Below are 26,080 nucleotides of genomic sequence, written 5' to 3' on the forward strand. Positions count from 1 at the left end.
GCGGACGCATACGACGGACGCATACAGCGGACTCGTACGGTGACTCGTACGGCGGACTCGTACGGCGGGCCCGGCACCGGTCATGGTGCCGGGCCCTTGCCATACCGTTCGCCGGGTCGCCACCCGGCTTCCGGGCGAGGATGATCCCCGTATGGACATCAGGCTGTCCTCCGCCAAAGGACGTTGGGTCATTCTGACGACGGTGCTCGGCTCCACCATGGCCTTGCTGGACTCGACCGTGGTCAATGTCGCGCTGCCGCACATCGGGGACTCGCTCAACGCGGATCTGGCGGACCTCCAGTGGACCGTCAACGCGTACATGCTCACGCTGGCCGGGCTGATCCTGCTGGGCGGGTCGCTCGGCGACCGGTACGGCCGGCGGCGGATCTTCGTGATCGGGATCATCTGGTTCGCGTGCGGCTCGCTGCTCTGCGGGATCGCGCCGAACGCCCTTGTGCTGATCGCCGCCCGCGCCCTCCAGGGTGTGGGCGGGGCGCTGCTCGTACCGGGCTCGCTCGCGATCATCCAGTCGAGCTTCCATCCGGACGACCGCGCGCGGGCCGTCGGGGTGTGGTCGGGGCTCGGCGGGGTCGGTGCGGCGATCGGTCCGTTTCTCGGCGGCTGGCTGGTCGACGGTCCCGGCTGGCGCTGGGTGTTCCTGATCAATGTGCCGCTGGCCGCGCTGTGCGTGCCGGTGGCGCTGCGCCACGTACCGGAGACCCGGGATCCGGCCCACCATGGCCGGTTCGACGTGCTGGGCGCGTTCCTCGGCGCGGCGGCGCTGGCGCTGACCACCTACGCGCTGATCGGCAAGGACGTCTGGTCGGGGGTGGCGGGGGTGCTGGTCGCGGTGGTCTTCGTACTGGTCGAGCGGCGCAGGCCGGACCCGATGCTGCCGCTGTCGATCTTCGCGTCCCGCCAGTTCACCTCGGTGAATCTGGTGACGCTCTGCGTGTACGCGGCGTTCGGGGGTTTCTTCTTCCTGGCCGCCCTCCAGCTCCAGGTGGTCGTCGGGTACTCGGCGCTGGGCGCGGGGGCGGCCCTGCTGCCGACGACCGTGCTGATGCTGCTGCTCTCCGCGCGCTCCGGCGCGCTGGCGGAGCGGATCGGCCCGCGGATCCCGCTCACCGTGGGGCCGCTGCTGTGCGCGGCGGGGCTGCTGCTGATGCTGCGGGTCGGCCCGGGTGCCTCGTATCTCGCGGATGTGCTGCCCGCGCTGGTGGTGATGGGGATGGGGATGGTGACGCTGGTCGCGCCGCTGACGGCGACGGTGCTGGCCTCCGTGGACAACACGCGTGCGGGTCTGGCCAGCGGCATCAACAACGCGGCGGCCCGCGCGGCGGGCCTGCTCGCGGTCGCCGCGCTGCCGCTGCTGACGGGCACGGGCCCGGAGGCGTACCGCTCGGCGACGGCGTTCGACGCCACCTTCCGCCGTGCGATGCCGATCTGCGCGGGCGTGCTGGTGGTGGGCGCGCTGATCGCGTGGGCGACGGTGCGTACGCCGAAGACGGCGGCGGACGGCCGGACCGAGCCCGAGTGCCGGGTGAACTGCGGGCTGTCGGCACCGCCTCTGGAACAGCTGGCGGGGGAGAGCGGGGCCGCCGGAAGCGGGGGCGGGGCGGCCGGAGGCGGCGGCCGGCCAGGCGGAGGGCCGGGTGGCGGTGCGGGCGGAGGACCGGGCGGAGGACCGGGTGGCGGGCCGGGTGGCGGTGGCGGACTCGGCGGTGGATCCGGCGGTGGATCCGGTGGCGGATCCGGCGGTGGATCCGGTGGCGGTTCGAGCGGGGGTTCGGGCGGAGCCGGGGACGCGGGGTCCACCGGGCCGGAGCAAGGCAGACTGTAGGTATGGCCATCCATGAAAACCTCCTGGGGGGACCGCCCCCCACTCAGCTGCCCGATGATCCCGAGCCGCGTGAGCTGCTCGCGAACGGCACGCCGCCCGCCGACGTCGCCGCGAAATATCCGACATCCTCGCTGGCCTGGGCACAGCTCGCCGACGGCGCGTTCGAGGAGGGCCGCGTCGTCGAGTCGTACGCGTACGCCAGGACCGGTTACCACCGCGGGCTCGACTCCCTGAGGCGCAGCGGATGGAAGGGGCACGGTCCGGTGCCGTGGGAGCACGAGCCGAACCGTGGCTTCCTGCGCGCCCTGCACGCGCTCGCCCGCGCCGCGCAGGCGATCGGGGAACAGGACGAGTACGAGCGCTGCGCGACGTTCCTGCGCGACTCCTCGCCGCTCGCCGCCGACACCCTCGGCTGAGCGGCGCGCCGCACCTGTCCTCTCGCGGCCGTCAACGACTCACACGGTCGGCAGCGGCCGACGACGGCCGTCAACGACTGACCACGGTCGACAGCGGCTGCTGACCACGGCTTCTGACACGGCCGACGGGGGCTGATCGCGGCTGATCGCCGCCGGTCGTCCCCAAAAACGGAACCCATCGAAGGCCCCGCCCGTCATCAAGGGCGCGGGCCTTCGATCTTGCTCGATCGCGCGCGCCGCAGATCATCAGCCCGCCCCGGCACAGAGGCCCCCACCCGCGCCTCCCCCCACGCCGGTCGCACCAGGGGAGACCTCCGTTTTGGGAAAGCGTGCTGCCGCCCGCCGAATAGGCCGCCGCGGTCGTGACCGTGTCCGTGCCCGCGTGCGCGGGAGGCGCCGCGGTCGCGGCCGTCCGCTCGCCCGGCTGGTCCTCGCGGGGCTGGGCCTGGTCGCCGTACTCGTCGGCGCGGGCGCCGCCCTCGCTTCCTGGCGGGGCGGCGATACGGGGGACGGCGCGGCCACCACGACCGCCGACGTGATCACCGCGTCCCCCGTCGCGCCGTCCCCGAAGCCCCCGCCCCCGACGCCCAGCACGTCCGGTAAACCCAGCAAGCCCGCCGCGGAGCGATCCCCGAAGGCGTCGCCCCGTGTCCCCGCCTCGGGCCCCGGCACCTTCACCACCGCGCAGGCGCACGGCGACCCGGTCGGCGACGGGCCACTGCGCCGCTACCGCGTCCAGGTCGAGGACGGGGTCGACATCTCCGCGAAGGACGCGGCGGCCGAGATCGAGCGGATACTCGCCCATCCGCGCGGCTGGGCCGCGCACGGCCGGGGCTCCTTCCAGCTCGTCTCCGCGAACGCCGATTTCGTCATCCGTATCGCCACCCCGGCCACCGCCGACAAGCTCTGCGGCGCCCAGGGACTGGACACCCACGGCGAGCTGAACTGCGAGACCGTGGACGGCGTCGTGGTCAATCTGCGGCGCTGGGTCCTGGGGTCCCCGACGTTCGACGGCCCGGCCGCCGACTACCGGCATCTGGTCATCAACCACGAGGTCGGCCATGAGATCGGGCTGCGCACGCATCTGGGCTGTTCGGGCCCCGGCCGGCCGGCCCCGGTGATGATGCAGCAGATCAAGGGCCTGGACGGCTGCGAGTCCAATGCCTGGCCGTACAGCGAGGACGGGAAGTACATCACAGGCCCCGAACTCTGACCCCGGATTATGATGCCGGGAGGGGACCGGGGCTCCGTAACCAACACGGAAGGGGCGGACCGCTACCCGGCAGCACATATCGAGGAGACAGAGATGTCGCACGCCCCCGATGTCCCCGAAGCCGGTTCGGAAGCCCCGAACCTCGACTTCGCCGGGACCACCCCGTACGAGGACTACGTCCAGGCGGACGTCCTCACCCATTTGCAGCACCCGCGCTCCGACGACCCCGGCGAGATGGTCTTCCTCGTCACCACCCAGGTCATGGAGCTGTGGTTCACCGTCCTCGTCCACGAGTGGGAGACCGCGTCCCGCGCGCTGCGCGAGGACCGGATCCCGGTCGCGATCGACGCGCTCAAGCGGTCCGTACACGAGCTGGAGGCGCTCAACGCCTCCTGGAAGCCGCTGGGCCGGCTGACGCCCGCGCAGTTCAACTCGTACCGCGGCGCGCTCGGCGAGGGTTCCGGCTTCCAGTCGGCGATGTACCGGCGCATGGAGTTCCTGCTCGGCGACAAGTCCTCGTCGATGCTCGTCCCGCACCGGGGCGCGCCGCGCGTCCACGCCGAGCTGGAGAAGGCGCTCCAGGAGCCCAGCCTGTACGACGAGGCCCTGCGGCTGCTCGCCAGGCGCGGACTGCCGGTGCCCGCGGAGGTGCTCGACCGCGATCTCACGCGGCGGCACGAGCCGTCGCCGGCGGTCGAGGAGATCTGGGCCGGGATCTACGGCGAGCCCGATCAGCACACCGAACTCGTCCGGCTCGGAGAGGCGTTGACGGACGTCGGCGAGCTGGTGTGGCGATGGCGCAACGACCATCTGGTGGCGACCCGGCGGGCGATGGGCTCCAAGACCGGTACGGGCGGATCCGCGGGCGTGGCCTGGCTGGAGAAGCGGGCCGCGAAGAACGTGTTCCCCGAGCTGTGGACGGCGCGCAGCCATGTCTGAGGCACACGAGACCGCCGCGACCCCGCGCGAACACCACACGTCCCAGGACAAGTCCCTCGCCGTACAGGCCGCGATGCTCGACGCGGCCGACGAACTGGCCGGACTGCGCGAGCTGTTCACCCTCCACGACGACTCCGTCTATCTCGACGGGAACTCCCTGGGCGCGCTGCCCCGCCATGTCCCCGAGCGCGTCCAGGACGTGATCACCCGTCAGTGGGGCGAGCTGCGCATCCGCTCCTGGACGGAGAGCGGCTGGTGGACCGCGCCCGAGCGGATCGGCGACCGCATCGCCCCGCTCGTGGGCACCGGACCGGGCCGGATCGTGGTCGGCGACTCCACCAGCGTCAATGTCTTCAAGGCCGTGGTGGGCGCGGTACGTCTCCTGGACCCGGCGGAACCGGCCAGGGACGAGATCCTCGTCGACGCCACGACCTTCCCCACGGACGGGTACATCGCGCGGTCGGCGGCCCGGATGACCGGCCTGCCGATCGTCCCCGTCGACCCGGAGAACCTGCTCGGCGCGCTCGGGCCGCGTACCGCCGTCGTGCTCGTCAACCACGCCGACTTCCGGACGGGCCGGCTGCACGACCTCCCCGGGATCACCGCCGCCGCGCACGAGGCCGGGGCGCTCGCCGTCTGGGACCTCTGCCACAGCGCGGGCGCCCTGCCGGTGGAGCTGGACGCGCACGGCGTGGACCTCGCGGTCGGCTGCACGTACAAGTACCTGAACGGCGGGCCCGGTTCGCCCGCCTTCCTCTACGTCGCCGAGCGCCACCAGGCCCGCTTCGACTCCCCGCTGCCCGGCTGGAACTCGCACACCGACCCGTTCGCGATGTCCGCGGACTTCGCGGCGGCGGAGGGCGCGGTACGGGGCCGGGTCGGCACGCCCGACATCCTCTCCATGCTCGCCCTGGAGGCGGCCCTCGACGTCTGGGAGGGGGTGAGCCTGGCGGCGGTACGGGAGAAGAGCCTCGCGCTCACGGACTTCTTCCTGGAGTGCGTGGAGGCGTACGCGCCGCCGGACCGGGTCCGTTCGCTCACCCCCGCCGCGCACGCCGAGCGCGGCAGCCAGATCGCGCTGCGCTGCGCCGAGGCGCCCGCCGTCATGGCGGAGCTGATCGCCCGGGGGATCGTCGGGGATCTGCGCAGGCCGGACGTGCTGCGCTTCGGATTCACCCCGCTCTATACGCGTTTCGCCGACGCGGAACGGGCGGCGAGGGTCCTCGGTGAGGTCCTGACGGAGGTGCCGGCCGAGAGCTAGTCCTCGGCCGGACACCACACCCGGGTCGCGGCGACCCGGCGGTCGCCCGCGCGGCCGCCGGGGATCGGGGTGATCGGGCCCGCGCGGGGCTGATAGCGTCCCGGCTGATCAGGTCAATTCGGCCCCCGTACCGAAAGGTTGGAGCAAGATGCCGGACCCCGCCGCGCACGATGCCCTTGCTCGTGACGCCGCAGAGACCGAATCGGTCTTCTCCCATCCGGTCGTCCGGCCCGATGCCACCGCCGCGTACGGCGAGCACCCTGATCAGGTGATCGACTTCTACGCTCCCCGCGGCGACCAGGAGCGGGTGCCGCTCGTCGTCGTCCTGCACGGCGGCGCCTGGCGCGCGGCGTACGACCGTGCGCATCTGACCCCTTTCGCGGACTTCCTGGCCCGGCGCGGCTTCGCCGTCGCCAATGTCGAGTACCGGCGCGGTCCCGGGCTCCCGCAGCAGGGCGGCGGGCCGCCGGCGGCGGGCCGCTGGCCCGAGACGTTCGACGATGTGGCCGCGGCGATGGACGCGCTGCCCGCGCTGGCCGCCGACGCGCTGCCGCAGGCCGACGCGCGCCGGACCGTACTGACCGGCCACTCCGCGGGCGGCCATCTCGCGCTGTGGGCCGCGGCCCGGCATGTGCTGCCGGTGGGCTCGCCGTGGCGGCTGCCGGAGCCCCCGCCGCTGCGCGGGGTCGTCGCGCTGGCGCCGATCGCGGATCTCGTACGCGCCGTGGAGCTGGATGTGTGCGGCGGGGCCATCGTCCAACTGCTCGGCGGCGAAGAGGACTTCAAGCGGCACAGGGAGAGCGCGGACCCGGCGGTGCTGCTGCCGACGGGGATCGCGACGGCGGTGGTGCAGGGCCGTACGGACGTCACCGTGCCGTACACGGTCTCCGAGGCGTTCGTGGACGCGGCCGGGCGGGCGGGCGAGATGGTGGGGCTGACGCTGCTGGAGGACGTCGGCCACTTCCCGCTGATCGATCCGGCGGCGGACGCGTGCGCGGTGGTGGCGGAGGAGATCGCCCAGCTCGCCTGGTGAGGCTGTGCGTCTCCCGTGCGGGTGTCTTCCGTGCGGGTGTCTTCCGTACGCCGGAAGGACTCAGGAGGCCGGGGAGGCCCGGGAGACACCGGGGCCCGGGAGACACCCGGACCTCGGAGATCCCGGACCCAGGAGGCCCCGGAGACGCGGACAGAAACCGACCGCGAGTCTTCCTACGGTCTCCCCATGACCAAGAACACCAGCCAGACCGTGCTCGTGACCGGCGCCACCGGAACCGTCGGCCGCCAGGTCGTCGCCGAACTCCTCCGCCGCGGCCACACCGTCCGCGCGCTCACCCGTGACCCCGAGAAGGCGAGGACCGGCCTTCTCCCCGACTTCCCGTCGGGCGTCTCCGGCGTGGACGTCGTACAGGGAGACCTCACCGACCCCGCGAGCCTCGCCCCCGCCCTCGACGGTGTCACCGGGCTGCATCTGATCACCTTCGGCGGGGCGCTGTTCGCGCCGCTGGAGACCGGGCCCGAGATCGTGGAGCTGGCGCGGAAGGCGGGCGTACGGCGGGTGACCGTCCTCTTCGGCGGCGAGGAGACGCCGCTCCAGCGGGCCGTCGAGGCGAGCGGACTGGACTGGACAGTGCTCCAGCCCGTCGAGTTCATGTCCAACGCGCTGGAGTGGGCCGAGGCGATCCGTACGGAGGACACCGTGCGCGAGCCGTTCACCGGCCGGCTGAGCGCCATGATCCACGAGGCCGACATCGGCGCGGTCGCGGCGGTCGCGCTCACCGAGGAGGGGCACGCGGGCCGTACGTATCCGATCACCGGGCCCGAGGTGCTGACCCTCCAGGACAAGGTGGACGCGCTGGCGGCGGCCAGGGGCAGGGAGATCACGCTCGTGGAGCTGAGCGAGGAGACGGCGAGGCGGCGGTGGCGCGCGGCGGGCCAGTCCGAGGACCTGATCGACTTCCTGATCATGGTGTACCGGGACACCCCGCCCGAAGGCCGGACGGTGGTCGGCACGGTCGAGGAGGTCACCGGCAGGCCGGCCCGTACGTTCGCGGAGTGGTCGGCGGAGCACGCGTCGGTGTTCCGGGCCTGACCCCGGGAGCGCCCGGTCGCGCCCGGCCACCGTCGTCGCGTCGTACGACCTGGTGACCGATCGGCGCGTCCTCCCTGGTGACAGCCGGGCGCGCGCCGTAGTACCTGGGACGGACGGGCAAGGATCCGCTTCGCTGGTGACGACCCCGTCCCTCCCTCCGCTTACCGTGGCAACGTGACCGAGACAGACACCGGGAAGCCCCGGAGCCCTGAGATCCGCTTGGCTGCGGGACTGATGAGCGGCCTGCGCCAGGACCTCTTCCACGATGCCTTCGCGTACCGCCCGCTCAAGCCGATGCGGACCGACGGCCCGATCACCCGTCGGCTGCCCGGCCGGATACGTGAGTACGCCGCCTGGACCCCGCACGCCGTGATCGTGGGGTGCGCGCTGATGGTGCTGTTCGCCGGCGCCGCCAGAGAGGGCGCCGTGATCGGCCTTCTTCCGGCGATTCCCGTCCTGCTCACCATGGCCAGGCCGGTCGGCGCCTGGTGGCTGTCGCTGGGAGCCAGCGGCTTTCTGGGGCTCGTGGGATATGACAACTGGCCATGGGGGGCCGCCAGTTTCATCGGGTATCTCACCGTGTTGACGGTGGCCGCGATCCGTACCCACCCGCGCACGGGTGCCTATATGTGGGGGGCCACGGCGGCGTACTCCTTCTTCATGGAGGTCATCTTCAACCGTGGTTACGGGTCCGGAGTTCCCACCTCGCTGATGATGCTCTTCTTCTCCGCGATCATCCTGCTGATCGTGACCGTGCTGCATATCCGCCGGGCGGCGGAGCAGGAGGTCGCCGCGCAGCAGAGCGTCACCGCCGTCGAACGCGACCGGCGCACGCTGCTGGAGGAGCGCACCACCATCGCCCGCGAGCTGCACGATGTGGTCGCCCACCACATGTCGGTCGTCGCGATCCAGGCCGAGGCCGCCCCGTACCGCGTGGAGAACCCGCCACCGGAGCTTGAGCAGGCGTTCGCCACGATCCGGGAGAACGCCGTCGCCGCGCTGACCGAGCTGCGCCGGGTCCTCGGGGTCGTACGGGCGGAGGACTACCAGGCCCCCGACGCCCCGCAGCCCACGCTCGCCGATCTCGACGGGCTCCTCGGGAACGTCCGCGACGCCGGGCTGACCGTGGAGAAGACGATCACCGGGTCCGTCCGCACGCTGCCCCAGGGCGTGGAGCTGTCGGCGTACCGCATCGTCCAGGAAGCCCTGAGCAACGCGCTCCGGCACGCGCCGGGCTCCACCGCGCGCGTCGAGATCGCGTACGTGCTGGGCGGACTCGGCCTGCGGATCGTGAACACCCCGCCGCGCGGCCTGGTCAAACCGTCGCCCGGCTCGGGCCACGGCATCACGGGGATGCGGGAGCGTGTCACGATGCTGAACGGCGAGATGACCGCGGACCTCCTGGAGGACGGCGGTTACGAGGTCGCGGCCTTCATTCCGGTGGCCGCCACGCAGGACGGGGACGCGTCATGACCATCCGGGTACTGATCGTCGACGATCAGGTGATGGTCCGCGAGGGCTTCTCGGTGCTGCTGAACGCGATGCCGGACATCGAGGTCATCGGCGAGGCGGTGAACGGCCGCGAGGCCGTCCGGCAGGTCGCCGCGCTCCACCCCGACGTGGTGCTGATGGACATCCGCATGCCGGAACTGAACGGCATCGAGGCGACCCGCGAGATCGTCGCGGCGAACGCCGACGCGAAGGTGCTGGTGCTGACCACCTTCGACCTCGACGAGTACGTCTACCAGGCGCTGCGCGCCGGCGCCTCGGGCTTCCTGCTGAAGGACGCCTCGGCGCGCCAGCTGGCCGACGGCGTACGGGTGGTGGCGTCCGGCGAGGCGCTGCTCGCGCCGACCGTCACCCGCCGCCTGATCACGGAGTTCTCGAAACTCTCGGAGACTCCGCGCGCCCCCGCGATGGCCCGGATCGGTGATCTCACGGAGCGCGAGACGGAGGTTCTGGTCCTGATCGCGCAGGGCCTGTCGAACGCGGAGATCGCCGAGCATCTGGTGGTCGCGGAGTCCACGATCAAGACGCATGTGAGCCGGATCCTGGTGAAGCTGGGGCTGCGGGACCGTACGCAGGCAGCGGTGTTCGCGTACGAGGCGCGGCTGGTGACACCGAGCTGATCCGACGCCGGAGCCGCGTGGGCGGCCGGGCTGGCGCGTACCCGTAGGCATCGAGCTCGACACCGGGGAATTGAAGAACCGCGTACGCTGACGGGCCACGCACCGGCCCATCTTGTCCACAGCCTGTGGACAAGATGGGCCGTCGCCCGTCTCCGGTCACGTCAGTTCAGCAGGTCGCGGCGCCGCAGCCCCGCCAGTCCCGCCCCCACCAGTGCCACCGCGAGCACCGTCAGCACCACCGCCGGCGTCCACGCCATCTCCCCGCCCGGCAGCTTCGGCAGGTGCCCGAACGGCGACAGGTTCATCACCGGCTGCGGCAGATCCAGCGCGGGACCGATCCAGCCCAGGGCCAGGGCCAGGCCCGCGACACCCCACGCCGCCACCGCCGCCTTCGGGAAGGCGCCGTACAGCAGGACCGCCAGCCCGCCCAGGACCCAGATCGCGGGCAGCTGGACCAGGGCGGCGCCGAGGATTCCCGGCAGGTCGTCGCCGTATCCCAGGAACAGGCCGAGACCGCCGAGCGCCATGATCAGGACCGCGCCGCCGAAGGCGATCGCCAGATGCCCGGCGGCCCAGCGGAGCCGGCCGACCGCGCCCGCGAGGACCGGTTCCGCGCGCTGGCCGGTCTCCTCGCCGTACAGCCGCAGCACCGACGCGACCACGTACAGCGCCGCGACCATCCCCAGCATGCCGACCATCGCGGCGAGGAAGGCATCGGTCAGTCCCTGCCGGCCGCCCATCCGCTGGATGATCTCCTGGGTCCGCTGGTTGTCGCCGACCAGGTCCGCCGCGCCGTCGGTGATGCCGCCGAACATGATCCCGGCGAGCAGGAAGCCGCTTCCCCAGCCGAACACGCTGCCGCGCTGGAGGCGCCACGCGAGCCCGCCCGCCGTGGTGATCGCGCCCTTCGCGGGTCCCGGCCGCGCGGCGAAGAAGCTCATGCCGATGTCGCGCCGGCCCGCCAGGGTGTACGCGAGGACCGCCTGGGCGCCGATCGCGGCCAGCAGGACCAGCAGCACCCACCAGCGTTCGCCGGCGAAGGCGCGCACGTTCTCGGCCCAGCCGATCGGGGAGAGCCAGGTCAGCGGGGACGAACCGTCGTCGGCCGACGCGTCGCCCGCCGCTTTGAGTACGAACGCGGCGCCGACGACGGCGGCCGTCAGCCCCTTCGCGAGCCGGGCGTTCTCGGTGATCTGCGCGGCGATGGCGGCGGTGCAGGCGAAGAGCATGCCGACCCCGCCGGTCGCGAGGCCGAGCGCCAGCGCGCCGGTGGCGTTCTGTCCGTTGCCGACGAGTCCGGCGGCGACCGCCAGGACCAGCGCGGCGTTGGCGATCAGCGCCGTGAGCAGCGCCGCGGTCAGTGGCGCCCGACGCCCGACCATCGCCGACGAGAGCATCTCCTGACGGCCCGTCTCCTCTTCCTCCCGGGTGTGCCGTACGACGATGACCAGGCTCATCACCGCTGCCAGCGCGGCCCCGAAGGCGACCATGCGCCAGGAGGTGAGCCCGCCCACGGAGTCGCTGAACACGGGTCCGTACAGGGCGCGCAGCGAGCCGTTGGCGGACATCGACCGGATCAGGTCGGCCCGCTCGGCGGGCGTGTCGTACAGCGTCGCCACGGACTGCGTGACGGACAGGTACGCGGCGCCGAGCACCAGCACCCACACCGGCAGGATGATGCGGTCCCGGCGCAGGGCGAGCCTCAGGAGCGTTCCGGTGCCGGCGAGCTGCCGGCCGCCGCCGGTGCGCGCCACCGGTACGGCCAGGGTGGCGGTGGTCATGACGCGACCGCCCCGTCGGCCGCGTAGGTGCCGTCGGCCCCGTGGGCGCCTTCGGTCCCTGGCGTATCGGGCGCATCGGGTGCATCGGGCGCGTCATCGGCCGCGTAGTGGCGCATGAACAGCTCCTCCAGGGTGGGCGGAGTGCTGGTCAGCGAGCGGATGCCGGACGCGGAGAGCGAGCGCAGTACGGCGTCCAGCTTGTCGGTGTCGACCTGGAGCCTGACGCGCTTCCCCTGGATGTCGAGGTCGTGCACGCCGGGGAGCGCGGCCAGCCCGTTCGGCTCGCCGGACAGCTCCGCGCTCACGCTCGTACGGGTCAGATGGCGCAGATCGGAGAGCGAGCCGGACTCGACGGTCACGCCCTTGCGGATGATGCTCACCCGGTCGCAGAGCGCCTCGACCTCGCTCAGCACATGGCTGGAGAGGAGCACGGTCCTGCCCCGGTCGCGCTCCTCCTCGACACACCGCTGGAAGACCTCCTCCATCAGCGGGTCGAGCCCGGAGGTCGGCTCGTCGAGGATCAGCAGATCGACGTCCGAGGCGAACGCGGCGACGAGGGCGACCTTCTGGCGGTTGCCCTTGGAGTACGTGCGCCCCTTCTTGGTGGGGTCCAGCTCGAAGCGCTCGATGAGATCGGCCCGCCGCGCCGCGTCGAGCCGTCCGCGCAGCCGCCCGTACAGGTCGATGACCTCGCCGCCGGAGAGGTTGCGCCACAGGGTCACGTCCCCGGGTACGTAGGCGACGCGCCGGTGCAGCTCGACCGCGTCCTTCCACGGGTCGCGGCCGAGCAGCTGGGCCGCGCCGGAGTCGGCGCGGAGCAGGCCGAGGAGCACTCTGATGGTGGTGGACTTGCCGGCTCCGTTGGGGCCGAGGAAGCCATGGACCTCGCCGGCCTCGACGGCGAGGTCGAGGCCGTCCAGCGCGCGCGTCCGGCCGAACGACTTGTGCAGTCCGGCGACCGTGATTGCCTTCGTCATGCTTCGGAACGTACGCTACTTTCACAAACTTATGAAGTTAAGGAAGCGTAAAAAGGGTTCGGGTTAAGATCCGGGGGGACGCCGAGCAGGGGAGACGATGGGCCGATGAGCAGCGAGGACCAGCGCCGGGGCGCGAACGTGAGCGAGGGCGGGAGCGCGAACGGAGGTGCGAACGGGAGCGCGAACGGAAGCGCGAACGGTACGCGGCTGAACGAGGAGGCCGTGGCCCGCGACGAGGAAGCCGTGGCCCGCTTCGTGGAGCGCTTCGCGGCCGACATGACCGAAGCGGGGATGCAGCGCACGGCCTCCCGGGTCTTCGCGGCACTGCTCTGCTCGGACGACGCGAGCATGACCTCCGCGGAACTGAGCGACCGGCTGCAGATCAGTCCCGCGGCCGTCTCGGGGGCCGTCCGCTATCTGACCCAGGTCAGCATGATCGGCAGGGAGCGCGACCCCGGTTCACGCCGCGACCGCTACCGGCTGCACAACGAGCTCTGGTACACCACCTTCGCCCAGCGCGACTCCATTCTGAGCCGCTGGGAGAACACCCTGCGCGACGGCGCCGCGACGCTCGGCAGGGACACCCCGGCGGGGGCGCGGGTGGCGGAGACGGTTGAGTTCTTCGAGTTCCTCCAGGAGGAACTGCTCGCGCTGATGGACCGCTGGAAGATCCGCCAGGAGACCAGGCGTACGGCGACGGAGGCCCGGGGCGGGCACGCGCGCGGGGAGTGAGGCGGCGGGCGTGGGCCTCGGCCGGCGGCGGTGGGCCTCGGCTGGTAGGCGTCGTCCCCGGCCGGTGGGCGTCGTCCTCGGTCGGCAGGCGTGGGCCTCAGGCGCTGGGCTCCGGCCGGTACACGCGTTTGGCGACACCCCCCACCAGACCCGTCAGCGTCAGTGCCGCACCGGCCAGCGACAGGGCGGTGTTCACGTCATCGGCGGGAGTGCCTCGCAGGTCGGAGTCGTAGAGATCGCCCTTCCACGGGCCGTACGAGACCACCCAGCCGGTCCACCACTCCTCCAGCAGCGGATCGCGGTCCGGGTCACAGCGGAAGGGGCCCTCGCGCCGCGCTCCGCTCCACGGGTCGGACCACCGCACCTCGCAGGTGCCGTCGGGCTGCTGGGAGAGCACGGTCAGATCGATCTGCGGGTCCTCGGACGCGGCGTTGAGCGCGGCGCCACCCAGGCCGAGCAGGACCACTCCCACCAGCGCGATCCAGCGGAAGAGACCCCGGCGACGGGGGGCCGCTTTCGACATCGCCGCCGCGTGCGATGCGTGCGGTGCGTCCGATACGAGCGATACGGATGATCCGTCCGACGGCGTGTGCGGCAGCCGCCGCTCCAGCAGCCCGGCCCGCTGCGCCCGCTGTACGGCCAGCCCCCGCGCCCCGCTTCCCCGTACCGCTCGCGTCCAGATCAGCTCCGTACCACCCGGAGGCGCGATCACCCCGCCCGTCCTGGGGTCGCCGCACCACCACAGGACGCCGTCCAGGCCGGGCCGGACCGGCTGGTAGCGGCGCCATACCGCCCACACGGTCAGTGGCCACACCTCGCCGGTCGCCGGGTCCCGCAGCACCACCGTCGCGGCCCGTGATCCGCGCGGGACCGATACGGCGGCACAGGCGGTCCAGGGGGCCGCCGCCAGGTGGCGCCGCATCCGGCCGGAAAGCCGGAGGGAGACGAGGCCCATACCCAGCGCGGCCAGGGAGAGCGCCAGCAGATTCGGCACCATCTCGACCACGTCGTCCAGGCCCCGGCGGGCCGCCGTCAGGCCGATGACCCCGCTGCCGGCCAGCAGGGCCAGTCCGGCGCGCGCCCACGTACCGGCGCGCGCCCGGTAGCGGGCCAGCGCCTCCGCCGTGTCCGTGCCGTCCAGCGCAGGGTTCTGCGACGCGTTGTCCCGCATTGATGTGCCCCCCCCGGGCTTGGAACCGGGGGCCGAGACTACCTGGAGCCCGCACCCGCCCCGGCGCCTCTCCCGGCCCCCGGGCCCGCCGCCGCCGGAAGCGTCAGCTGCCACGCGCCCGGCCTGAGCGTCCAGGTCCGGGTCCGTACGGGGCCTGTGACGCGAGTGTCCGCGCGGTAGCGGAAGTCCGCGCCCGAGACCGTGACGGACAGCGCGCTGGCGCGGACCGGCTCGGGCGAGGCGTGCGTACGGATCACCACCTCGGCGCGGCCGCCCCGGGAGGACACCCGTACGCCCTCGACCGGCTCGTCCAGATCGTTCAGCAGCACACCGTCCGCCTCCACTCGCAGCCGATGGTGGGTATGTGCCGCGAACACATACGGGACCGGTCGTACGAGCGTGCGGACCAGGGAACGGCAGGTGTGCCAGACCGACCCCGCCGCCGGGGCCGCGCCCGGCGCGCGTGGAGCGGGCAGCGCCGGGATCCGCAGATCCCCCAGCACCACCCCGTCGCTGTCATCGACCAGCAGATCGAGCCGCCGCGCCGCGCCGTCCAGCACGGCGCGCGCCGCCGCCACCGCGCCCGTGGGCACACCCAGCGAACGGGCCAGCTCCACGGAAGCGCCGATCGGCACCAGCGCCAGCGCGCCCGAGGCCAGCTCCCGTTCCCGGTGGAGGAGGGCGACGGTCCGCAGCAGCGCCCGGTCGTCGCCCACGACCACGGGCCGTCTGCTGCCCCGCCGGGCCAGCGCCCGCGCGAATTCCTCGGGGCCGTCGGGGAGACACAGCTTCACCCCCGCACCCGCGCTCAGCACGTCCTTCGCGATCCGCACCGATTCGCCGTCGGTCCTGCGGGCGAAGGGGTCGATGACCACCAGAAGCTGTTGCGCACCGTTCTCGGCGGGCTCTGGAGCCGACACCTCGGTCCTTCCTCGGGTAGCATCTTTGTGCAAGAGCCCCTTGCGCTATTGCGCCAGGGGCTTCGTCTATTCCGGGGCATCCGGTTCGACGGTCAGGACCGCGTCGTACAACGTCGTGCGATGTCATACGCGTAGATATGGCGTACACGCGCCGTATGAACGGCGTTTGCGCGCCCCCTGACCTTGGACATGCCCCGCCCGGAAGGGGTGTACGCCTGTGCCCGCACTTGTGCTGCTCGGTGCTCAGTGGGGTGACGAAGGCAAGGGAAAGGCCACCGACCTGCTCGGTGGGTCCGTGGACTATGTCGTGCGCTATCAGGGCGGCAACAACGCCGGCCACACGGTCGTCGTGGGCGACCAGAAGTACGCACTGCACCTTCTCCCTTCCGGAATCCTCTCCCCGGGGTGTACCCCGGTGATCGGTAACGGAGTGGTCGTCGACCCGGCCGTCCTGCTCTCCGAGCTGAGCGGGCTCAACGAGCGCGGTGTCGACACATCCAAGCTACTGATCAGTGGTAACGCACACTTGATCACGCCGTACAACGTCACCGTCGACAAGGTGACGGAACGGTTCCTCGGGAAGCGGAAGATCGGTACGACCGGCCGTGGCATCGGCCCGACCTACGCCGACAAGATCAACCGCACCGGCATCCGCGTCCAGGACCTCTACGACGAGTCGATCCTGGAGCAGAAGGTCGAAGCGGCGCTGGAGTCCAAGAACCAGCTGCTCGCCAAGGTCTTCAACCGGCGCGCCATAGAGTCCGACAAGGTCGTCGAGGAACTGCTGACGTTCGCCGACCAGCTCAAGCCGTACGTCGCGGACACGACGCTGATCCTCAACAACGCCATCGATGAGGGCAAGGTCGTCCTCTTCGAGGGCGGCCAGGGCACGCTGCTCGACGTGGACCACGGCACGTACCCCTTCGTCACCTCGTCCAACCCGACGGCGGGCGGCGCCTGCACGGGCGCGGGGGTCGGGCCGACGAAGATCAGCCGGGTCATCGGCATCCTCAAGGCGTACACGACGCGCGTCGGCGCCGGACCGTTCCCGACGGAGCTGTTCGACGAGGACGGCGAGGCGCTGCGCCGCATCGGCGGCGAGCGGGGCGTCACGACGGGCCGCGACCGCCGCTGCGGCTGGTTCGACGCGGTGATCGCGCGCTACGCGACGCGGGTCAACGGCCTGACGGACTTCTTCCTCACCAAGCTCGACGTGCTCACCGGCTGGGAGCGGATCCCGGTGTGCGTGGCGTACGAGATCGACGGTAAGCGCGTCGAGGAACTCCCGTACAGCCAGACGGACTTCCACCACGCGACGCCGGTGTACGAGTACCTGCCCGGCTGGTCGGAGGACATCACGAAGGCGAAGACCTTCGCCGACCTGCCGAAGAACGCGCAGGACTACGTGAAGGCGCTGGAGGAGATGTCGGGAGCGCCGATCTCGGCGATCGGCGTGGGTCCGGGCCGTACGGAGACGATCCAGATCAACTCGTTCCTGTAGGGGCGCTTGCCGCTTGCGGGGGCGCGCGCGCCTACAGGGGCCCGCCGGTAGGGGCGGGGTTCGGGCCGGTGCAGGGCTGGGCGAGGGGTCCCCGGGGGCTCGGGTGCTCGGGGGAGGGGCCCCGGGGGCTCGGGTGCTCGGGGGCTCGGAGGCTCGGGGATCGGTCAGACCATCCCGGCGTAGAGGAAGCCACCGGGCCGCGCAGGGTCGGCGACCAGGAGGACCTGGTCGCCGGCGCGGGGGATCGCGAGCTTCGACACGATGGTCTGGAGCGCGATGTGGTCGGCGGCACCGCCCGACGGGACGCCATCGGCCGGCTGGACGGCTCCGGCCGGCCGGACGACCAGGTCCACGATGGGATCGAAGTTGACGAGCTGGCCCGTGTCGCTGATGGATACGACGACGGCGAGCGTGGTGGGCGCGCCGGCGGCGAGCAACTGCTGGACGTGGCCGGTGGAGTTGTACGCACCGATCGAACCCTGAAGTCTGGCGAAGTCCTCGCGGCCGACGAACGCGCGCGTGGTCCGTCCGTAGAACCCCTTCCCGCTGGCCACCTTGTTGGCGATCTCGGCGGCGCGCTCTTCGCGGCTCTTGCGCTTCCCGAAGATTCCCATGACGTACTGCCTCCCGCGTGGTGTGTTACCCGTCGAGGAGGACGCTAGGGGGGCGGGGGGTCCTACCGATCCCAGGTTTGGGTGGGGGTGGGTTTGTCGGCTGGGGGTGAGGACCGTGGGGTAGTCGGGGTGGGCCGGAGCTGATCATGGCGGGTGGGGGCCGCCCCTCAGGCTTCAGTGTCGCGGCTCCGGGCCGGGCGTCAAGGGCGCTCCTTTGTCGCGTCGGCTGCGCCGATTCCGCTTCGCTCCACCCTTGACTCCCGCCCCTGCGCCGCAAGTGCTGCTTTGAGGGGGGCGGCCCGGGGGAGGGGTCCCCGGGGAAGCTCCCTTGTTGCTGGGGTCCGGTTGCCGGCTCACCGGTCGGTGGGCCCTGCGGGGCTGCGCGGGAGTGGTGTGGGGTGGCCCGGCCCCGGCTCAGCGGGCTGGTGTGGGTGGGTGGTTGGGGCGCATGCCCCGCTGGTGGCGGTGGGATTCGGCTGCGGGTGAGGACCGAGGGGTAGCCGGGCTCACCCGGTGCGCTTGATGGCGGGTGGGGGCCGCCCCTAAGGCTTCAGTGTCGCGGCTCCGGGTCGGGCGTCAAGGGCGCTCCTTCGTCGCGTCGGCTGCGCCGATTCCGCTGCGCTCCACCCTTGACCCCCGCCCCTCCACCGCAAGTGCAGCTTTGAGGGGGGCGGCCCGGGGGGAGGGGTCCCCGGGGAAGCTCCCTTGTTGCGGGGGTCCGGTTGCCGACCGCCGCTCGGTGGGTGGTCTGCGCAGCAGTGGTGTGGGGTGGCCCGGCACCGGCTCAGCGAGCTGATGCGGGTGGGTAGTTGGGGTGCCTGCCCCGCTGGTGACGATATGTGGGTGGTGGGGTGGGTGTGACTGGAGAGGCGGTGAGTGGGCCTCTGGGGGGCCGTGATGTGCCGTGGTGCCAGGTGAAGTGGTCGCAGGACGCATCACCGGTCCGAGGACCCCCCAAGGGGCCCGTCAAACTGGGACATAGGGGGCGGGTGGCCCTCTCGTCCGCCTTGGGCTACAGGTGCGGCCGACAATGGGTCCTCACCAGCGGGGCATGCGCCCCAACCATCCACCCACACCAGCCCGCTGAGCCGAGGCCGGGCCACCCCACTCCACTCCGCGCGCCAGCAGACGGCAGTGCGCCGGTCAGAGAGCCATGGAACGCCAGGGGGCCCGGTTAGCTGGCACCAGGACGCATGACCGACCCGAGGACTCCCCGAAAGGCCTGCCAAACTGGGGCATAGGGGGCAAGCTGTGGGTCTCGTCCGCCTTCGGCTACAGGTGCAGCCGACAATGGGTCCTCACCAGCGGGGCATGCGCCCCCAACCACCCACTCACACCGGCTCGCTGAGCCGGTGCCGGGCCGCCCCACTCCACTGCTGCGCAGACCACCCACCGACCGGTGAGCCGGGAACGGACCCCCGCAACATGGGTGCTTCCCCGGGGACCCCTCCCCCCGGGGCCGCCCCCCTCAAAGCTGCACTTGCGGTGGAGGGGCGGGGGTCAAGGGTGGAGCGCAGCGGAATCGGCGCAGCCGACGCGACGGAGGAGCGCCCTTGACGCCCGGCCCGGAGCCGCGAAACTGAAGCCTGAGGGGCGGCCCCCACCCGCCATCGAACCCTCCGGGTCACCCCGGTTACCCCTCGGTCCTCACCCGCACCCACCCCAGCGCGCTTCTCGCGAGGTGCTCCCGTCAGACGATGACAGGAATGGTCTCGGCGGAGTTGGTGGACCAGTTGGTGACGATGGGCTTGTCGACGGTGGCGGCCTCGGGGAGCTTGAGTTCGGCGGGGTTGGGGTCCTCTTCGCTGAGGCCGATGATGACGTTCTCGAACTCGACGCCGGAGTCGTTGTTGGTGGTCTTCGGGCTGATACCGGTGTAGGCGGCGGTGGAGCCGGTGAGCTTGATGGGGTCTTCGCCACCCTGCCCGACGGGCGAGGCGACGCCGTCGGCGTCGGAGCCGAAGGACACGCTCGGGGTGTTGATGTCCAGGTAGCAGGTGATGCCGGGCTTGGCCTTGGCGGTGACGAGGTAGTAGCCGCCGGCCTGGGACTTCGAGGTGACCGTGAAGTCCAGGTCGTTGGTGCCACAGGACTGCCCGTAGCCGCTCTTCCCGCCGTCGCCGGAGGCGGTCTTGATGGTGGAGCCGCTGGAGTTGGAGCCGGAATCGTTGGAACCGGACTTGGGGGTGGAGGCGTTGTCGCTCCCGCCACTGCCGGCGGAGGCGACGGAGGAGGAGGCTGCGCCGCTGCCGGTGTTCGCGCCGTCGTCGGCACTGCAAGCGGTGGTGGTGGCGGCCAAGGCCGTCACGGCCGCAGCGGCCAGGATGAGACGGGTGGAACGGGCGGCGAGACGCGAGCGCATCATGATCTCCAGCGGCTGTCGGTTGCGGTGTTTCCTGCTGACACCGATGACACTAGGGCTGGGTCGATCCTGAAATGATCCTGCGCATGTCCGGGTTCTGTCTCAGCGACTTCGGTTCCAAAAGACGCGGACATGCCGCTCGTACGCACCATCAGGGCTTGAAAGCGCTGGCCGCGTCGAACCGTGCGGGGCCGGACTGTGGCCGGCCCCGCTGCGGGTCAGGCCGACCAGGTGAGGAACCGCGCCCAGGCGTCGGGGGCGACGGTGAAGGTGGGGCCTTCGACGTTCTTCGAATCGCGGACGTGGACGGCGTGAGGGCAGGTGGCGACCTCGACGCAGTCGCCACCGCTGTCGCTGCTGTAGCTGGACTTGTGCCAGTCGAAGGCGACTTCGATGCACTCGCCGCCGCTGGGGTTGCTGTAGCTGGACTTGAACCACCGCAGGGTGTTGCTCATTGCTGGACTCCCGCCAACCGTTCGATGAGGCCCAGTGATTCGCGAGGACCCAGGGCCTGTGCCCGGATTTTCGCATAGCGCTGGCCGTATGTGCTCACCTTTCCGGGGTCGGAGATGAGGAGGCCCTCCTCCTGTGGCTCCAGGTAGATCAGGTGGTCGTGGTCCGGAGTCTCCACCAGGGTCATTTCGCCGTATGCGCCTGCATGCTCACCGCTGAGACCACAGTCCAGCGGCAGCACCTGGAGCGTGACATTGCGCCGCTTCGCACACTCGGCGAGATGCAGGAACTGTCGGCGCATGATCTCCAGACTCCCTATCGGCCGAGTGAACACCGACTCGTCCAGGATCAGTTCGAGCAGTGCCGTCGGCTCCCGGTCGAAGATTGCCTTCCGCGCCATCCTGACCTCGACCAGCTCCTCCACCCGCTGCTCGGGCAGCGGCGGATAGCCGCCGCCGATCAGGGCCCGCGCGTACTCCTCCGTCTGGAAGAGACCATGGACGGCTTGTACCGCGTACAGCTGTAGCCCCACCGCCTTCTGCTCCAGCAGCACATAGTCCTTGAACTGCTCCGGATACTTGTCCAGCCGTACGTACTCCCGCGCCTGCTCGAAGATGCCCATCCCCTCACCGAGCACCCGCTCCAGCGCCACCAGCATCTCGTCACTCGCCGGCTGCGCGCACGTCTCCATCGCGCTCACCGCCGCGCCCGAGAATCCCATCTCCTTTCCCAGCTGTTCCTGCGTCAGCTTTTTCTTGATGCGCATCCTGCGGGCGACATCAGCCACCAGTCGCGTCGCAGGACCCGCCGTTTCCTTGTTTTCCGCTCGCGCCATCGCGATCACCTTTTCGACTCAACCGGACTCAACCGGTCACAACCGAGACTTACGGAATTCCACCTTCCGCAAAGGACGTTCGGCCAGGTCAACCCCTGTCCGACGTACCCCGTGCAGACATGGAAAACGCTAGCCAGGCGGAGTCAGAATGTCCCCATGGATGCGACAACTCGCCAATTAGGTGACATCGATTGGATTCCGTCCTCCGGATTCCAGCTCCGGAAAGCGGGAGCCCGATTCGATGCTGTGAGGGTCGACGCGGATGACGGCCGTCGTCTCGCCGACATGCTGGAGGCGCTCTGCGGTGGCGAACCCGGGCCGGTGGTCAGCGAGGCGAATAGGCGGCGGGGAATGTATTTCCTGGTGCCGCCGGGAAGTACCGCTCACCGTTCCTGGCCGCCGGGCGTTCAGCGGTTCAACTCGGCGCGGAATACGGTCAGTTACGTACCGGTGCCCGCGCTGTCGGGTCGTACGTGGCCGCTTTCCTGGTACTTCCCGCCCACAGCCCCTGACCGCTTCGTCCACCCGCTCCTTCTGCTGAACGCGGCGATCGCCCTCCTGAGCCGGCCGCCGGGGCGGGACGTGCTGGAGACGATCGGCTTCCGTCTCTCCACGCTCGACGTCCACGACGGCGACTGAACTCAGTACTCAGTTCTCCTTGGTGTACGTCAGGGACTCACCACTCGTGGTCACCCTGCGCAGGCTGCCGTCCGGCTCGATCGTCAGCTCCGTCGGAGAGCCGGGCGTGCAGGAGGACATGGGTTCGCCGGTGGTGACCGTGGAGGGGCCGATACGGAGTGGCTCGTCCGGGGACGGTGCCGACGCCAAGGGGGCCGCGAAGACGCAGTGGTATGTGCCGTCGCCGGGCGGGCCGTCCACCGTCAAGGAGAGGACCGTGGCGCCCACCTCGCCCTGTTCGATGACGAGTTCGCGGCTGCCGCCGCCCGTGCTGGTGTCCACCGCGGCGGTCCACGTGCCCAGATACTCCGTGGGCACGTCGCCCTTCTTGGTCTCCTCCTCGGAGGGGGAGGGCGCGGCGGACGGCTTCGACGAGGGATCGGCCGAGGGCGTCGGGTCGGCCGTGCCGCTGACCCGCGTGTTCTTGTCGTCCTTCGTGCCGCCGCCGTCCATGAAGGCGTACACGGAGCCGCCCGCCCCGATCGCGACGACCACCGCCACGGCGATCAGCGCGATCGTGGCGCGGGTGCTGCGCGGCGTGGGCTCGGGCTCCGGAGGCGTGACGTGCGTCGATGTCATGCCGTACGGAGGGGTGGGGCCGAAGGCGCCGGGCTGCTGCCCGGGGTGCTGCGGATGCTGTGAGTACGGCGGATGCTGGGCGTAGTACTGCTGGGGAGGGGACGGCGGCCCGAATCCCTGCTGCGGATAGCCGTACGGCTGCTGCGGAGCCGGAGCCGCCGCCGGGGTCGGGGCCGGGGCCGGGGCCGGGGCCTGAGCCGGGGCCGGGGCCGGAGCGCCGTGCGTCGGCGTCTGCCCGGTCGGCGTCTGCCCGGTCTGTGGCTGCGTGGCCTGCACCCGCGTGGTCTGCGGCTGCGCGGCCTGTGCCGGAATCGTGGTGGCGGGCTTCGGAGTCGTGGCGGAAGCCGGGGCAGTCGGGGCCAGCCGCAGCGTCTGCTCCGACGGCACCTCCGGCCGCACCTCCGGCCGCGCCCCCGGCCCGTTCGTCGGCCCGTTCGTCGGACCGCTCGTCGGACCGCTCGTCGGCCCGTTTCCCAGCCCCGGCTTCCGCAGCTGGCCCGTCGGGTCCTCGTACTCCAGCAACTCCACCGCGTGGCGACCCAATTGGGCCAGCAGGCCGCCCGGCAGCCATGGTTCCCCGCCCGGTACCGCCCCCGAGTCCGCCGCCTCGCCCACCTGGGCCAGTACGTCCCGTGTGGTCGGCCGCGCGGCCGGGTCCTTCTCCAGGCAGCCGCGTACCAGCTCGGTCAGGCCCGCGGGCAGTCCCGTCAGATCCGGTTCCTCCTGCGCGATACGGAACATCAGCGCGTGCACACCCGGGTCCGCCGTGCCGAATGGCAGCCGGCCCGTCGCCGCGTACGTCAGGATCGAGCCCAGGCAGAACACATCGCACGCCGCCGTGACCCGGTCTCCGCGTACCTGCTCCGGTGCCATGAACCCGGGCGAGCCGATCAGCGAACCGGTCCGGGTGAGGCCCTCGTCCGCGACCGGTTCCAGCGCGCGGGCTATGCCGAAGTCGATGACGCGGGGTCCGTCGATCGTCACCAGCACGTTGGACGGTTTGAGGTCGCGGTGGATGAGGCCCGCCGCGTGGATGTCCTGGAGCGCGTGGGCGAGGCCCGACGCGAGGATACGAACGGAACGTTCCGGCAGCGGACCGTAACCGCCACCGGCCGTGCCTCCCGGCGCGTCGCCGGGACGGCCAGGCCCGCCAGGCCCGCCCGGTCCGCCTGGTCCGCCCGGTCCGCCCGGTCCGCCCGATACGACCGTGTGGAGCGACGGGCCGGCCACGTATCCCGTCGCCAGCCAGGGCACCGGCGCCTCCGTGTCGGCGTCGAGGACCGGCGCCGTCCACGTACCGCCGACCCGGCGCGCCGCCGCGACCTCCTGCCGGAACCGGCCGCGGAACTGTTCCTGCTGGGCCAGTTCCTCGTGGACGAGCTTGACGGCGACCGTACGGCCCCGGTCGGAACGCGCCAGATAGACCTGGCCCATACCTCCCGCGCCGAGGCGTGCCAGCAGCCGGTAGGCGCCTATGCGTTGCGGATCGTCAGCTGCGAGTTTCTCCATGGCCGGCCGGCCCCTCCCCATCGTCACGCCTCGGATCATCTCGCATGACACGGCCGAACTCATTGGCTATCTCGAACGAAACCTCTAGGGACCGATGTTCGCCGGAGCGACAGGCTCCGTTCGTGGGCTCCGTTCGTGGGCTCTGTTCGTGGGCTTCGTGTCTGGGCTTCGTGCGTGGGCTTCGTCAGCGGGCCCCTCGCACGGGATCCGTCCCGCTTACTCGGGTTACTCCGGCCAGGCCGAGTTCTCGATCACGTCCACGAAGTCCGTCCGTACGAACCCGGGCGAGAAGCGCGCCAGCACATCCGCCTTCACATTGCCGAAGGTCGTCTCCGGCCGGTGCTCGATGCCCTCCGTGAACGCCTGGAGGATCCGGCGCTTGAAGTCCGGCCGCGGGTGGGCCGCCACGACCTCCTCCCTCACCCTGTCCGGCACGGCGTCCAGCCCCATCCCCAGCACATCGAACTCGACCCCCGCCGTGACGAGCGCGACCTCGGGCTCCATGTGGGACGGAATCTCCGGCGTCGTGTGCAGGGCGATCGCGGTCCAGACGATCCGCGCGTTCTCCTGCGAGAGCCCGTGGCGCAGCAGGAAGTCGCGGGCGGCGTCGGCGCCGTCGAGTTCGAAGCGCTGCCGCGAGGCGCGGTAGCTCTCCGTCAGGCCGAGGTCGTGGAACATCGCGCCGATGTAGAGCAGCTCGGGGTCGTACGTGAGCCCGCGCCGCCGTCCCTGGAGCGATCCGAAGAGGAACACGCGGCGGGAGTGGTCGTAGAGCAGGGGGGTGGTGGTGTCCCGCACCAGTTCGGTGGCCTCCTTGGCGAGGGCGCTGTCGGGGATCTCGATACCGGCGATGCGTTCGGCTGAGGCTGGGGCTGACATGGCGGGCTCCTTACGTGACGTGCTTCCGCTTCCGCTTCCGCTTCCACTTCCGCTTCCGCTTCCACTTCCACTTCCACTGTCGGCCCGCTGCCCTGCCCTCGCCATGTCTATCCGGACCTGTACTCCACACATATGGCCATGGTTCCGGGCTACCGTTGCCGTATGAGGGCCGGAGAGCACATCGGGGAACGCAGAAACATCACCGTGTTCGTGTACGACGGCGTTCGGCTGATGGATGTCGCCGCACCGCTGGAGGTGTTCGGTACGGCCGCCGGGCTCGGCGGCGCGTACAGCACGGAGGTCTGCTCGGCGGACGGCGGTCCGGTGATCACCTCCACCGGCACCCGGCTGCACGCCGACGTGGCGGCGGCCGAGGTCGGCAGGACGCACACGCTCGTCGTCCCCGGCTCCGACGATCTGCCGCACCGCCCGCCGCCGGCCGGGCTCCTGGACGCGGTGGCCGAACTGGCCGGCGGCGAGCGGTGCCGTCGTATCGCGTCCGTCTGCACCGGCGCCTTCGCGCTGGCCGCCGCGGGACTGCTGGACGGCAGGCGCGCGACCACCCACTGGCGGTACGCGGCGGCCCTCGCCCGGCGCCATCCCGCGATCACCGTGGATCCGGACGCGATCTTCGTACGGGACGGCTGTACGTACACCTCCGCCGGGGTCACCGCGGGCATCGACCTCGCGCTCGCGCTGGTCGAGGACGACGAGGGCGCCGGGCTGGCCCGTGAGGTCGCCCGCGATCTGGTGGTCTTCCTCCAGCGGCCGGGCGGGCAGTCGCAGTTCTCCGTGGCCGCGCGTACGCCGAGCCCGCGCCACGACGGGCTGCGCGGACTGCTGCGGGAGGTGACGGCGGATCCGGCGGCCGACCACTCGCTGTCCGCGCTGGCCGGGCGCGGCGGGCTGAGCGCGCGCCATCTGACGCGGCTCTTCAACGAGCAGGTCGGCAGCACACCGGCGGCGTACGTCGAGTCCGTACGGCTGGAGGCGGCGAAGGCGCTGCTGGAGGCGGGGGAGACGGTGACGGGCGCGGCGCGGCGCAGCGGGCTCGGCAGTGACGAGTCGCTGCGGCGGGTTTTCCTGCGGCAGCTGGGCGTGACGCCGTCGGCGTACCGGTCGCGTTTCCGGACGACCGCCCCCGCGCACCGACCGCCCCTGCGCGCACAGACCGTGCCCGCGCGCTGATCGCCCCCGCGCGC

General features: G+C 71.6%; 22 protein-coding genes and 1 pseudogene. 13 read left to right on the forward strand and 10 right to left on the reverse strand.

Annotated features, from left to right (window positions below):
* Window positions 1-151 precede the first annotated feature (151 nt).
* The 9 genes from ACZ7LS_RS15440 to ACZ7LS_RS15480 all read left to right on the forward strand — a co-directional run bounded on the left by ACZ7LS_RS15440 (window position 152) and on the right by ACZ7LS_RS15480 (window position 9,887).
* Window positions 152-1,843, forward strand: a complete 1,692-nt coding sequence (locus ACZ7LS_RS15440; RefSeq protein WP_385136896.1) for an MFS transporter — start codon at window positions 152-154, stop codon at window positions 1,841-1,843.
* A gap of 2 nt (window positions 1,844-1,845) precedes the next feature.
* A complete protein-coding gene (locus tag ACZ7LS_RS15445) occupies window positions 1,846-2,259 on the forward strand; it encodes a DUF3151 domain-containing protein (RefSeq protein WP_382524316.1) in 414 nt (137 codons plus the stop codon).
* 382 nt (window positions 2,260-2,641) lie between these two features.
* Window positions 2,642-3,472: a DUF3152 domain-containing protein gene (locus tag ACZ7LS_RS15450; protein ID WP_382524318.1), complete on the forward strand. Its 831-nt coding sequence runs from the start codon at window positions 2,642-2,644 to the stop codon at window positions 3,470-3,472.
* A 93-nt stretch (window positions 3,473-3,565) separates the two neighbouring features.
* Window positions 3,566-4,411 (forward strand): tryptophan 2,3-dioxygenase family protein, encoded by an 846-nt coding sequence (locus tag ACZ7LS_RS15455; protein WP_385136894.1) that lies wholly within the window; start codon window positions 3,566-3,568, stop codon window positions 4,409-4,411.
* Window positions 4,404-5,672, forward strand: coding sequence for a kynureninase (kynU, locus tag ACZ7LS_RS15460; protein WP_382524322.1), 1,269 nt, complete (start codon window positions 4,404-4,406; stop codon window positions 5,670-5,672). The genes ACZ7LS_RS15455 and kynU overlap by 8 nt, the downstream gene beginning before the upstream one ends.
* Window positions 5,673-5,820: 148 nt before the next feature.
* Window positions 5,821-6,705 (forward strand): alpha/beta hydrolase, encoded by an 885-nt coding sequence (locus ACZ7LS_RS15465; protein ID WP_382524323.1) that lies wholly within the window; start codon window positions 5,821-5,823, stop codon window positions 6,703-6,705.
* A 186-nt stretch (window positions 6,706-6,891) separates the two neighbouring features.
* Window positions 6,892-7,758 carry an NAD(P)H-binding protein gene (locus ACZ7LS_RS15470; RefSeq protein WP_382524324.1) on the forward strand — a complete coding sequence of 289 codons (867 nt, stop codon included), beginning with the start codon at window positions 6,892-6,894 and terminating at the stop codon, window positions 7,756-7,758.
* A gap of 234 nt (window positions 7,759-7,992) precedes the next feature.
* Window positions 7,993-9,231 (forward strand): sensor histidine kinase, encoded by a 1,239-nt coding sequence (locus ACZ7LS_RS15475; protein WP_382669231.1) that lies wholly within the window; start codon window positions 7,993-7,995, stop codon window positions 9,229-9,231.
* A complete protein-coding gene (locus ACZ7LS_RS15480) occupies window positions 9,228-9,887 on the forward strand; it encodes a response regulator (RefSeq protein ID WP_382524326.1) in 660 nt (219 codons plus the stop codon). The genes ACZ7LS_RS15475 and ACZ7LS_RS15480 overlap by 4 nt, the downstream gene beginning before the upstream one ends.
* A gap of 161 nt (window positions 9,888-10,048) precedes the next feature.
* On the opposite strand, the gene ACZ7LS_RS15485 is transcribed toward ACZ7LS_RS15480, so the two are convergent.
* Both ACZ7LS_RS15485 and ACZ7LS_RS15490 read right to left on the reverse strand, forming a co-directional pair.
* On the reverse strand, window positions 10,049-11,668 hold the full coding sequence (locus tag ACZ7LS_RS15485; RefSeq protein ID WP_385136891.1) for an ABC transporter permease: 1,620 nt from the start codon (window positions 11,666-11,668) through the stop codon (window positions 10,049-10,051).
* Window positions 11,665-12,645, reverse strand: coding sequence for an ABC transporter ATP-binding protein (locus ACZ7LS_RS15490; RefSeq protein WP_385136889.1), 981 nt, complete (start codon window positions 12,643-12,645; stop codon window positions 11,665-11,667). The genes ACZ7LS_RS15485 and ACZ7LS_RS15490 overlap by 4 nt, the downstream gene beginning before the upstream one ends.
* A gap of 276 nt (window positions 12,646-12,921) precedes the next feature.
* On the opposite strand from ACZ7LS_RS15490, the gene ACZ7LS_RS15495 reads away from it, so the two are divergent.
* Window positions 12,922-13,377: a GbsR/MarR family transcriptional regulator gene (locus ACZ7LS_RS15495; RefSeq protein ID WP_385136901.1), complete on the forward strand. Its 456-nt coding sequence runs from the start codon at window positions 12,922-12,924 to the stop codon at window positions 13,375-13,377.
* Window positions 13,378-13,474: 97 nt separating this feature from the next.
* Here ACZ7LS_RS15495 and ACZ7LS_RS15500 read toward each other — a convergent pair whose 3' ends face one another.
* Together ACZ7LS_RS15500 and ACZ7LS_RS15505 are read right to left on the reverse strand one after the other, a co-directional pair.
* The gene (locus tag ACZ7LS_RS15500; protein WP_385136887.1) at window positions 13,475-14,548 is read right to left on the reverse strand and encodes a hypothetical protein; all 1,074 of its coding nucleotides are present in this window, start codon (window positions 14,546-14,548) and stop codon (window positions 13,475-13,477) included.
* A gap of 38 nt (window positions 14,549-14,586) precedes the next feature.
* Window positions 14,587-15,468: a diacylglycerol kinase catalytic domain-containing protein gene (locus tag ACZ7LS_RS15505; RefSeq protein WP_382524333.1), complete on the reverse strand. Its 882-nt coding sequence runs from the start codon at window positions 15,466-15,468 to the stop codon at window positions 14,587-14,589.
* Between the two features lie 217 nt (window positions 15,469-15,685).
* On the opposite strand from ACZ7LS_RS15505, the gene ACZ7LS_RS15510 reads away from it, so the two are divergent.
* Window positions 15,686-16,969: an adenylosuccinate synthase gene (locus tag ACZ7LS_RS15510; protein WP_382524335.1), complete on the forward strand. Its 1,284-nt coding sequence runs from the start codon at window positions 15,686-15,688 to the stop codon at window positions 16,967-16,969.
* 164 nt (window positions 16,970-17,133) lie between these two features.
* Here the strand turns inward: ACZ7LS_RS15510 and ACZ7LS_RS15515 are convergent, their stop codons facing one another.
* The 4 genes from ACZ7LS_RS15515 to ACZ7LS_RS15530 all read right to left on the reverse strand — a co-directional run bounded on the left by ACZ7LS_RS15515 (window position 17,134) and on the right by ACZ7LS_RS15530 (window position 21,233).
* Window positions 17,134-17,583 carry a hypothetical protein gene (locus ACZ7LS_RS15515; protein WP_382668896.1) on the reverse strand — a complete coding sequence of 150 codons (450 nt, stop codon included), beginning with the start codon at window positions 17,581-17,583 and terminating at the stop codon, window positions 17,134-17,136.
* Between the two features lie 1,690 nt (window positions 17,584-19,273).
* Complete coding sequence (locus tag ACZ7LS_RS15520; protein WP_382968868.1) at window positions 19,274-19,945, reverse strand: DUF4232 domain-containing protein; 672 nt, start codon at window positions 19,943-19,945, stop codon at window positions 19,274-19,276.
* 218 nt (window positions 19,946-20,163) lie between these two features.
* Window positions 20,164-20,400 (reverse strand): DUF397 domain-containing protein, encoded by a 237-nt coding sequence (locus ACZ7LS_RS15525; protein WP_385136884.1) that lies wholly within the window; start codon window positions 20,398-20,400, stop codon window positions 20,164-20,166.
* Complete coding sequence (locus ACZ7LS_RS15530) at window positions 20,397-21,233, reverse strand: helix-turn-helix domain-containing protein (protein WP_385136882.1); 837 nt, start codon at window positions 21,231-21,233, stop codon at window positions 20,397-20,399. The genes ACZ7LS_RS15525 and ACZ7LS_RS15530 overlap by 4 nt, the downstream gene beginning before the upstream one ends.
* A 156-nt stretch (window positions 21,234-21,389) precedes the next feature.
* On the opposite strand from ACZ7LS_RS15530, the pseudogene ACZ7LS_RS15535 reads away from it, so the two are divergent.
* Window positions 21,390-21,797, forward strand: a pseudogene (locus ACZ7LS_RS15535) (hypothetical protein); the annotation flags it as partial.
* 84 nt (window positions 21,798-21,881) lie between these two features.
* Here the strand turns inward: ACZ7LS_RS15535 and ACZ7LS_RS15540 are convergent.
* Together ACZ7LS_RS15540 and ACZ7LS_RS15545 are read right to left on the reverse strand one after the other, a co-directional pair.
* A complete protein-coding gene (locus tag ACZ7LS_RS15540; RefSeq protein WP_385136880.1) occupies window positions 21,882-23,999 on the reverse strand; it encodes a serine/threonine-protein kinase in 2,118 nt (705 codons plus the stop codon).
* Between the two features lie 225 nt (window positions 24,000-24,224).
* A complete protein-coding gene (locus ACZ7LS_RS15545) occupies window positions 24,225-24,878 on the reverse strand; it encodes an HD domain-containing protein (RefSeq protein WP_382668889.1) in 654 nt (217 codons plus the stop codon).
* 162 nt (window positions 24,879-25,040) lie between these two features.
* On the opposite strand from ACZ7LS_RS15545, the gene ACZ7LS_RS15550 reads away from it, so the two are divergent.
* Window positions 25,041-26,066 carry a GlxA family transcriptional regulator gene (locus tag ACZ7LS_RS15550; RefSeq protein ID WP_385136878.1) on the forward strand — a complete coding sequence of 342 codons (1,026 nt, stop codon included), beginning with the start codon at window positions 25,041-25,043 and terminating at the stop codon, window positions 26,064-26,066.
* Window positions 26,067-26,080: the final 14 nt, after the last annotated feature.

It is taken from the genome of Streptomyces sp. NPDC039430 (assembly GCF_055639435.1).

What these genes read in the sequence shown, in the direction of transcription:
- ACZ7LS_RS15440 (WP_385136896.1), top strand. Translation starts at nt 152, where the DNA reads ATGGACATCAGGCTGTCCTCCGCCAAAGGACGTTGGGTCATTCTGACG.
- ACZ7LS_RS15445 (WP_382524316.1), top strand. Translation starts at nt 1,846, where the DNA reads ATGGCCATCCATGAAAACCTCCTGGGGGGACCGCCCCCCACTCAGCTG.
- ACZ7LS_RS15455 (WP_385136894.1), top strand. Translation starts at nt 3,566, where the DNA reads ATGTCGCACGCCCCCGATGTCCCCGAAGCCGGTTCGGAAGCCCCGAAC.
- kynU (WP_382524322.1), top strand. Translation starts at nt 4,404, where the DNA reads ATGTCTGAGGCACACGAGACCGCCGCGACCCCGCGCGAACACCACACG.
- ACZ7LS_RS15465 (WP_382524323.1), top strand. Translation starts at nt 5,821, where the DNA reads ATGCCGGACCCCGCCGCGCACGATGCCCTTGCTCGTGACGCCGCAGAG.
- ACZ7LS_RS15470 (WP_382524324.1), top strand. Translation starts at nt 6,892, where the DNA reads ATGACCAAGAACACCAGCCAGACCGTGCTCGTGACCGGCGCCACCGGA.
- ACZ7LS_RS15475 (WP_382669231.1), top strand. Translation starts at nt 7,993, where the DNA reads ATGAGCGGCCTGCGCCAGGACCTCTTCCACGATGCCTTCGCGTACCGC.
- ACZ7LS_RS15480 (WP_382524326.1), top strand. Translation starts at nt 9,228, where the DNA reads ATGACCATCCGGGTACTGATCGTCGACGATCAGGTGATGGTCCGCGAG.
- ACZ7LS_RS15485 (WP_385136891.1), bottom strand. Translation starts at nt 11,668, where the DNA reads ATGACCACCGCCACCCTGGCCGTACCGGTGGCGCGCACCGGCGGCGGC.
- ACZ7LS_RS15490 (WP_385136889.1), bottom strand. Translation starts at nt 12,645, where the DNA reads ATGACGAAGGCAATCACGGTCGCCGGACTGCACAAGTCGTTCGGCCGG.
- ACZ7LS_RS15495 (WP_385136901.1), top strand. Translation starts at nt 12,922, where the DNA reads ATGACCGAAGCGGGGATGCAGCGCACGGCCTCCCGGGTCTTCGCGGCA.
- ACZ7LS_RS15500 (WP_385136887.1), bottom strand. Translation starts at nt 14,548, where the DNA reads ATGCGGGACAACGCGTCGCAGAACCCTGCGCTGGACGGCACGGACACG.
- ACZ7LS_RS15515 (WP_382668896.1), bottom strand. Translation starts at nt 17,583, where the DNA reads ATGGGAATCTTCGGGAAGCGCAAGAGCCGCGAAGAGCGCGCCGCCGAG.
- ACZ7LS_RS15520 (WP_382968868.1), bottom strand. Translation starts at nt 19,945, where the DNA reads ATGCGCTCGCGTCTCGCCGCCCGTTCCACCCGTCTCATCCTGGCCGCT.
- ACZ7LS_RS15525 (WP_385136884.1), bottom strand. Translation starts at nt 20,400, where the DNA reads ATGAGCAACACCCTGCGGTGGTTCAAGTCCAGCTACAGCAACCCCAGC.
- ACZ7LS_RS15530 (WP_385136882.1), bottom strand. Translation starts at nt 21,233, where the DNA reads ATGGCGCGAGCGGAAAACAAGGAAACGGCGGGTCCTGCGACGCGACTG.
- ACZ7LS_RS15540 (WP_385136880.1), bottom strand. Translation starts at nt 23,999, where the DNA reads ATGGAGAAACTCGCAGCTGACGATCCGCAACGCATAGGCGCCTACCGG.
- ACZ7LS_RS15545 (WP_382668889.1), bottom strand. Translation starts at nt 24,878, where the DNA reads ATGTCAGCCCCAGCCTCAGCCGAACGCATCGCCGGTATCGAGATCCCC.
- ACZ7LS_RS15550 (WP_385136878.1), top strand. Translation starts at nt 25,041, where the DNA reads ATGAGGGCCGGAGAGCACATCGGGGAACGCAGAAACATCACCGTGTTC.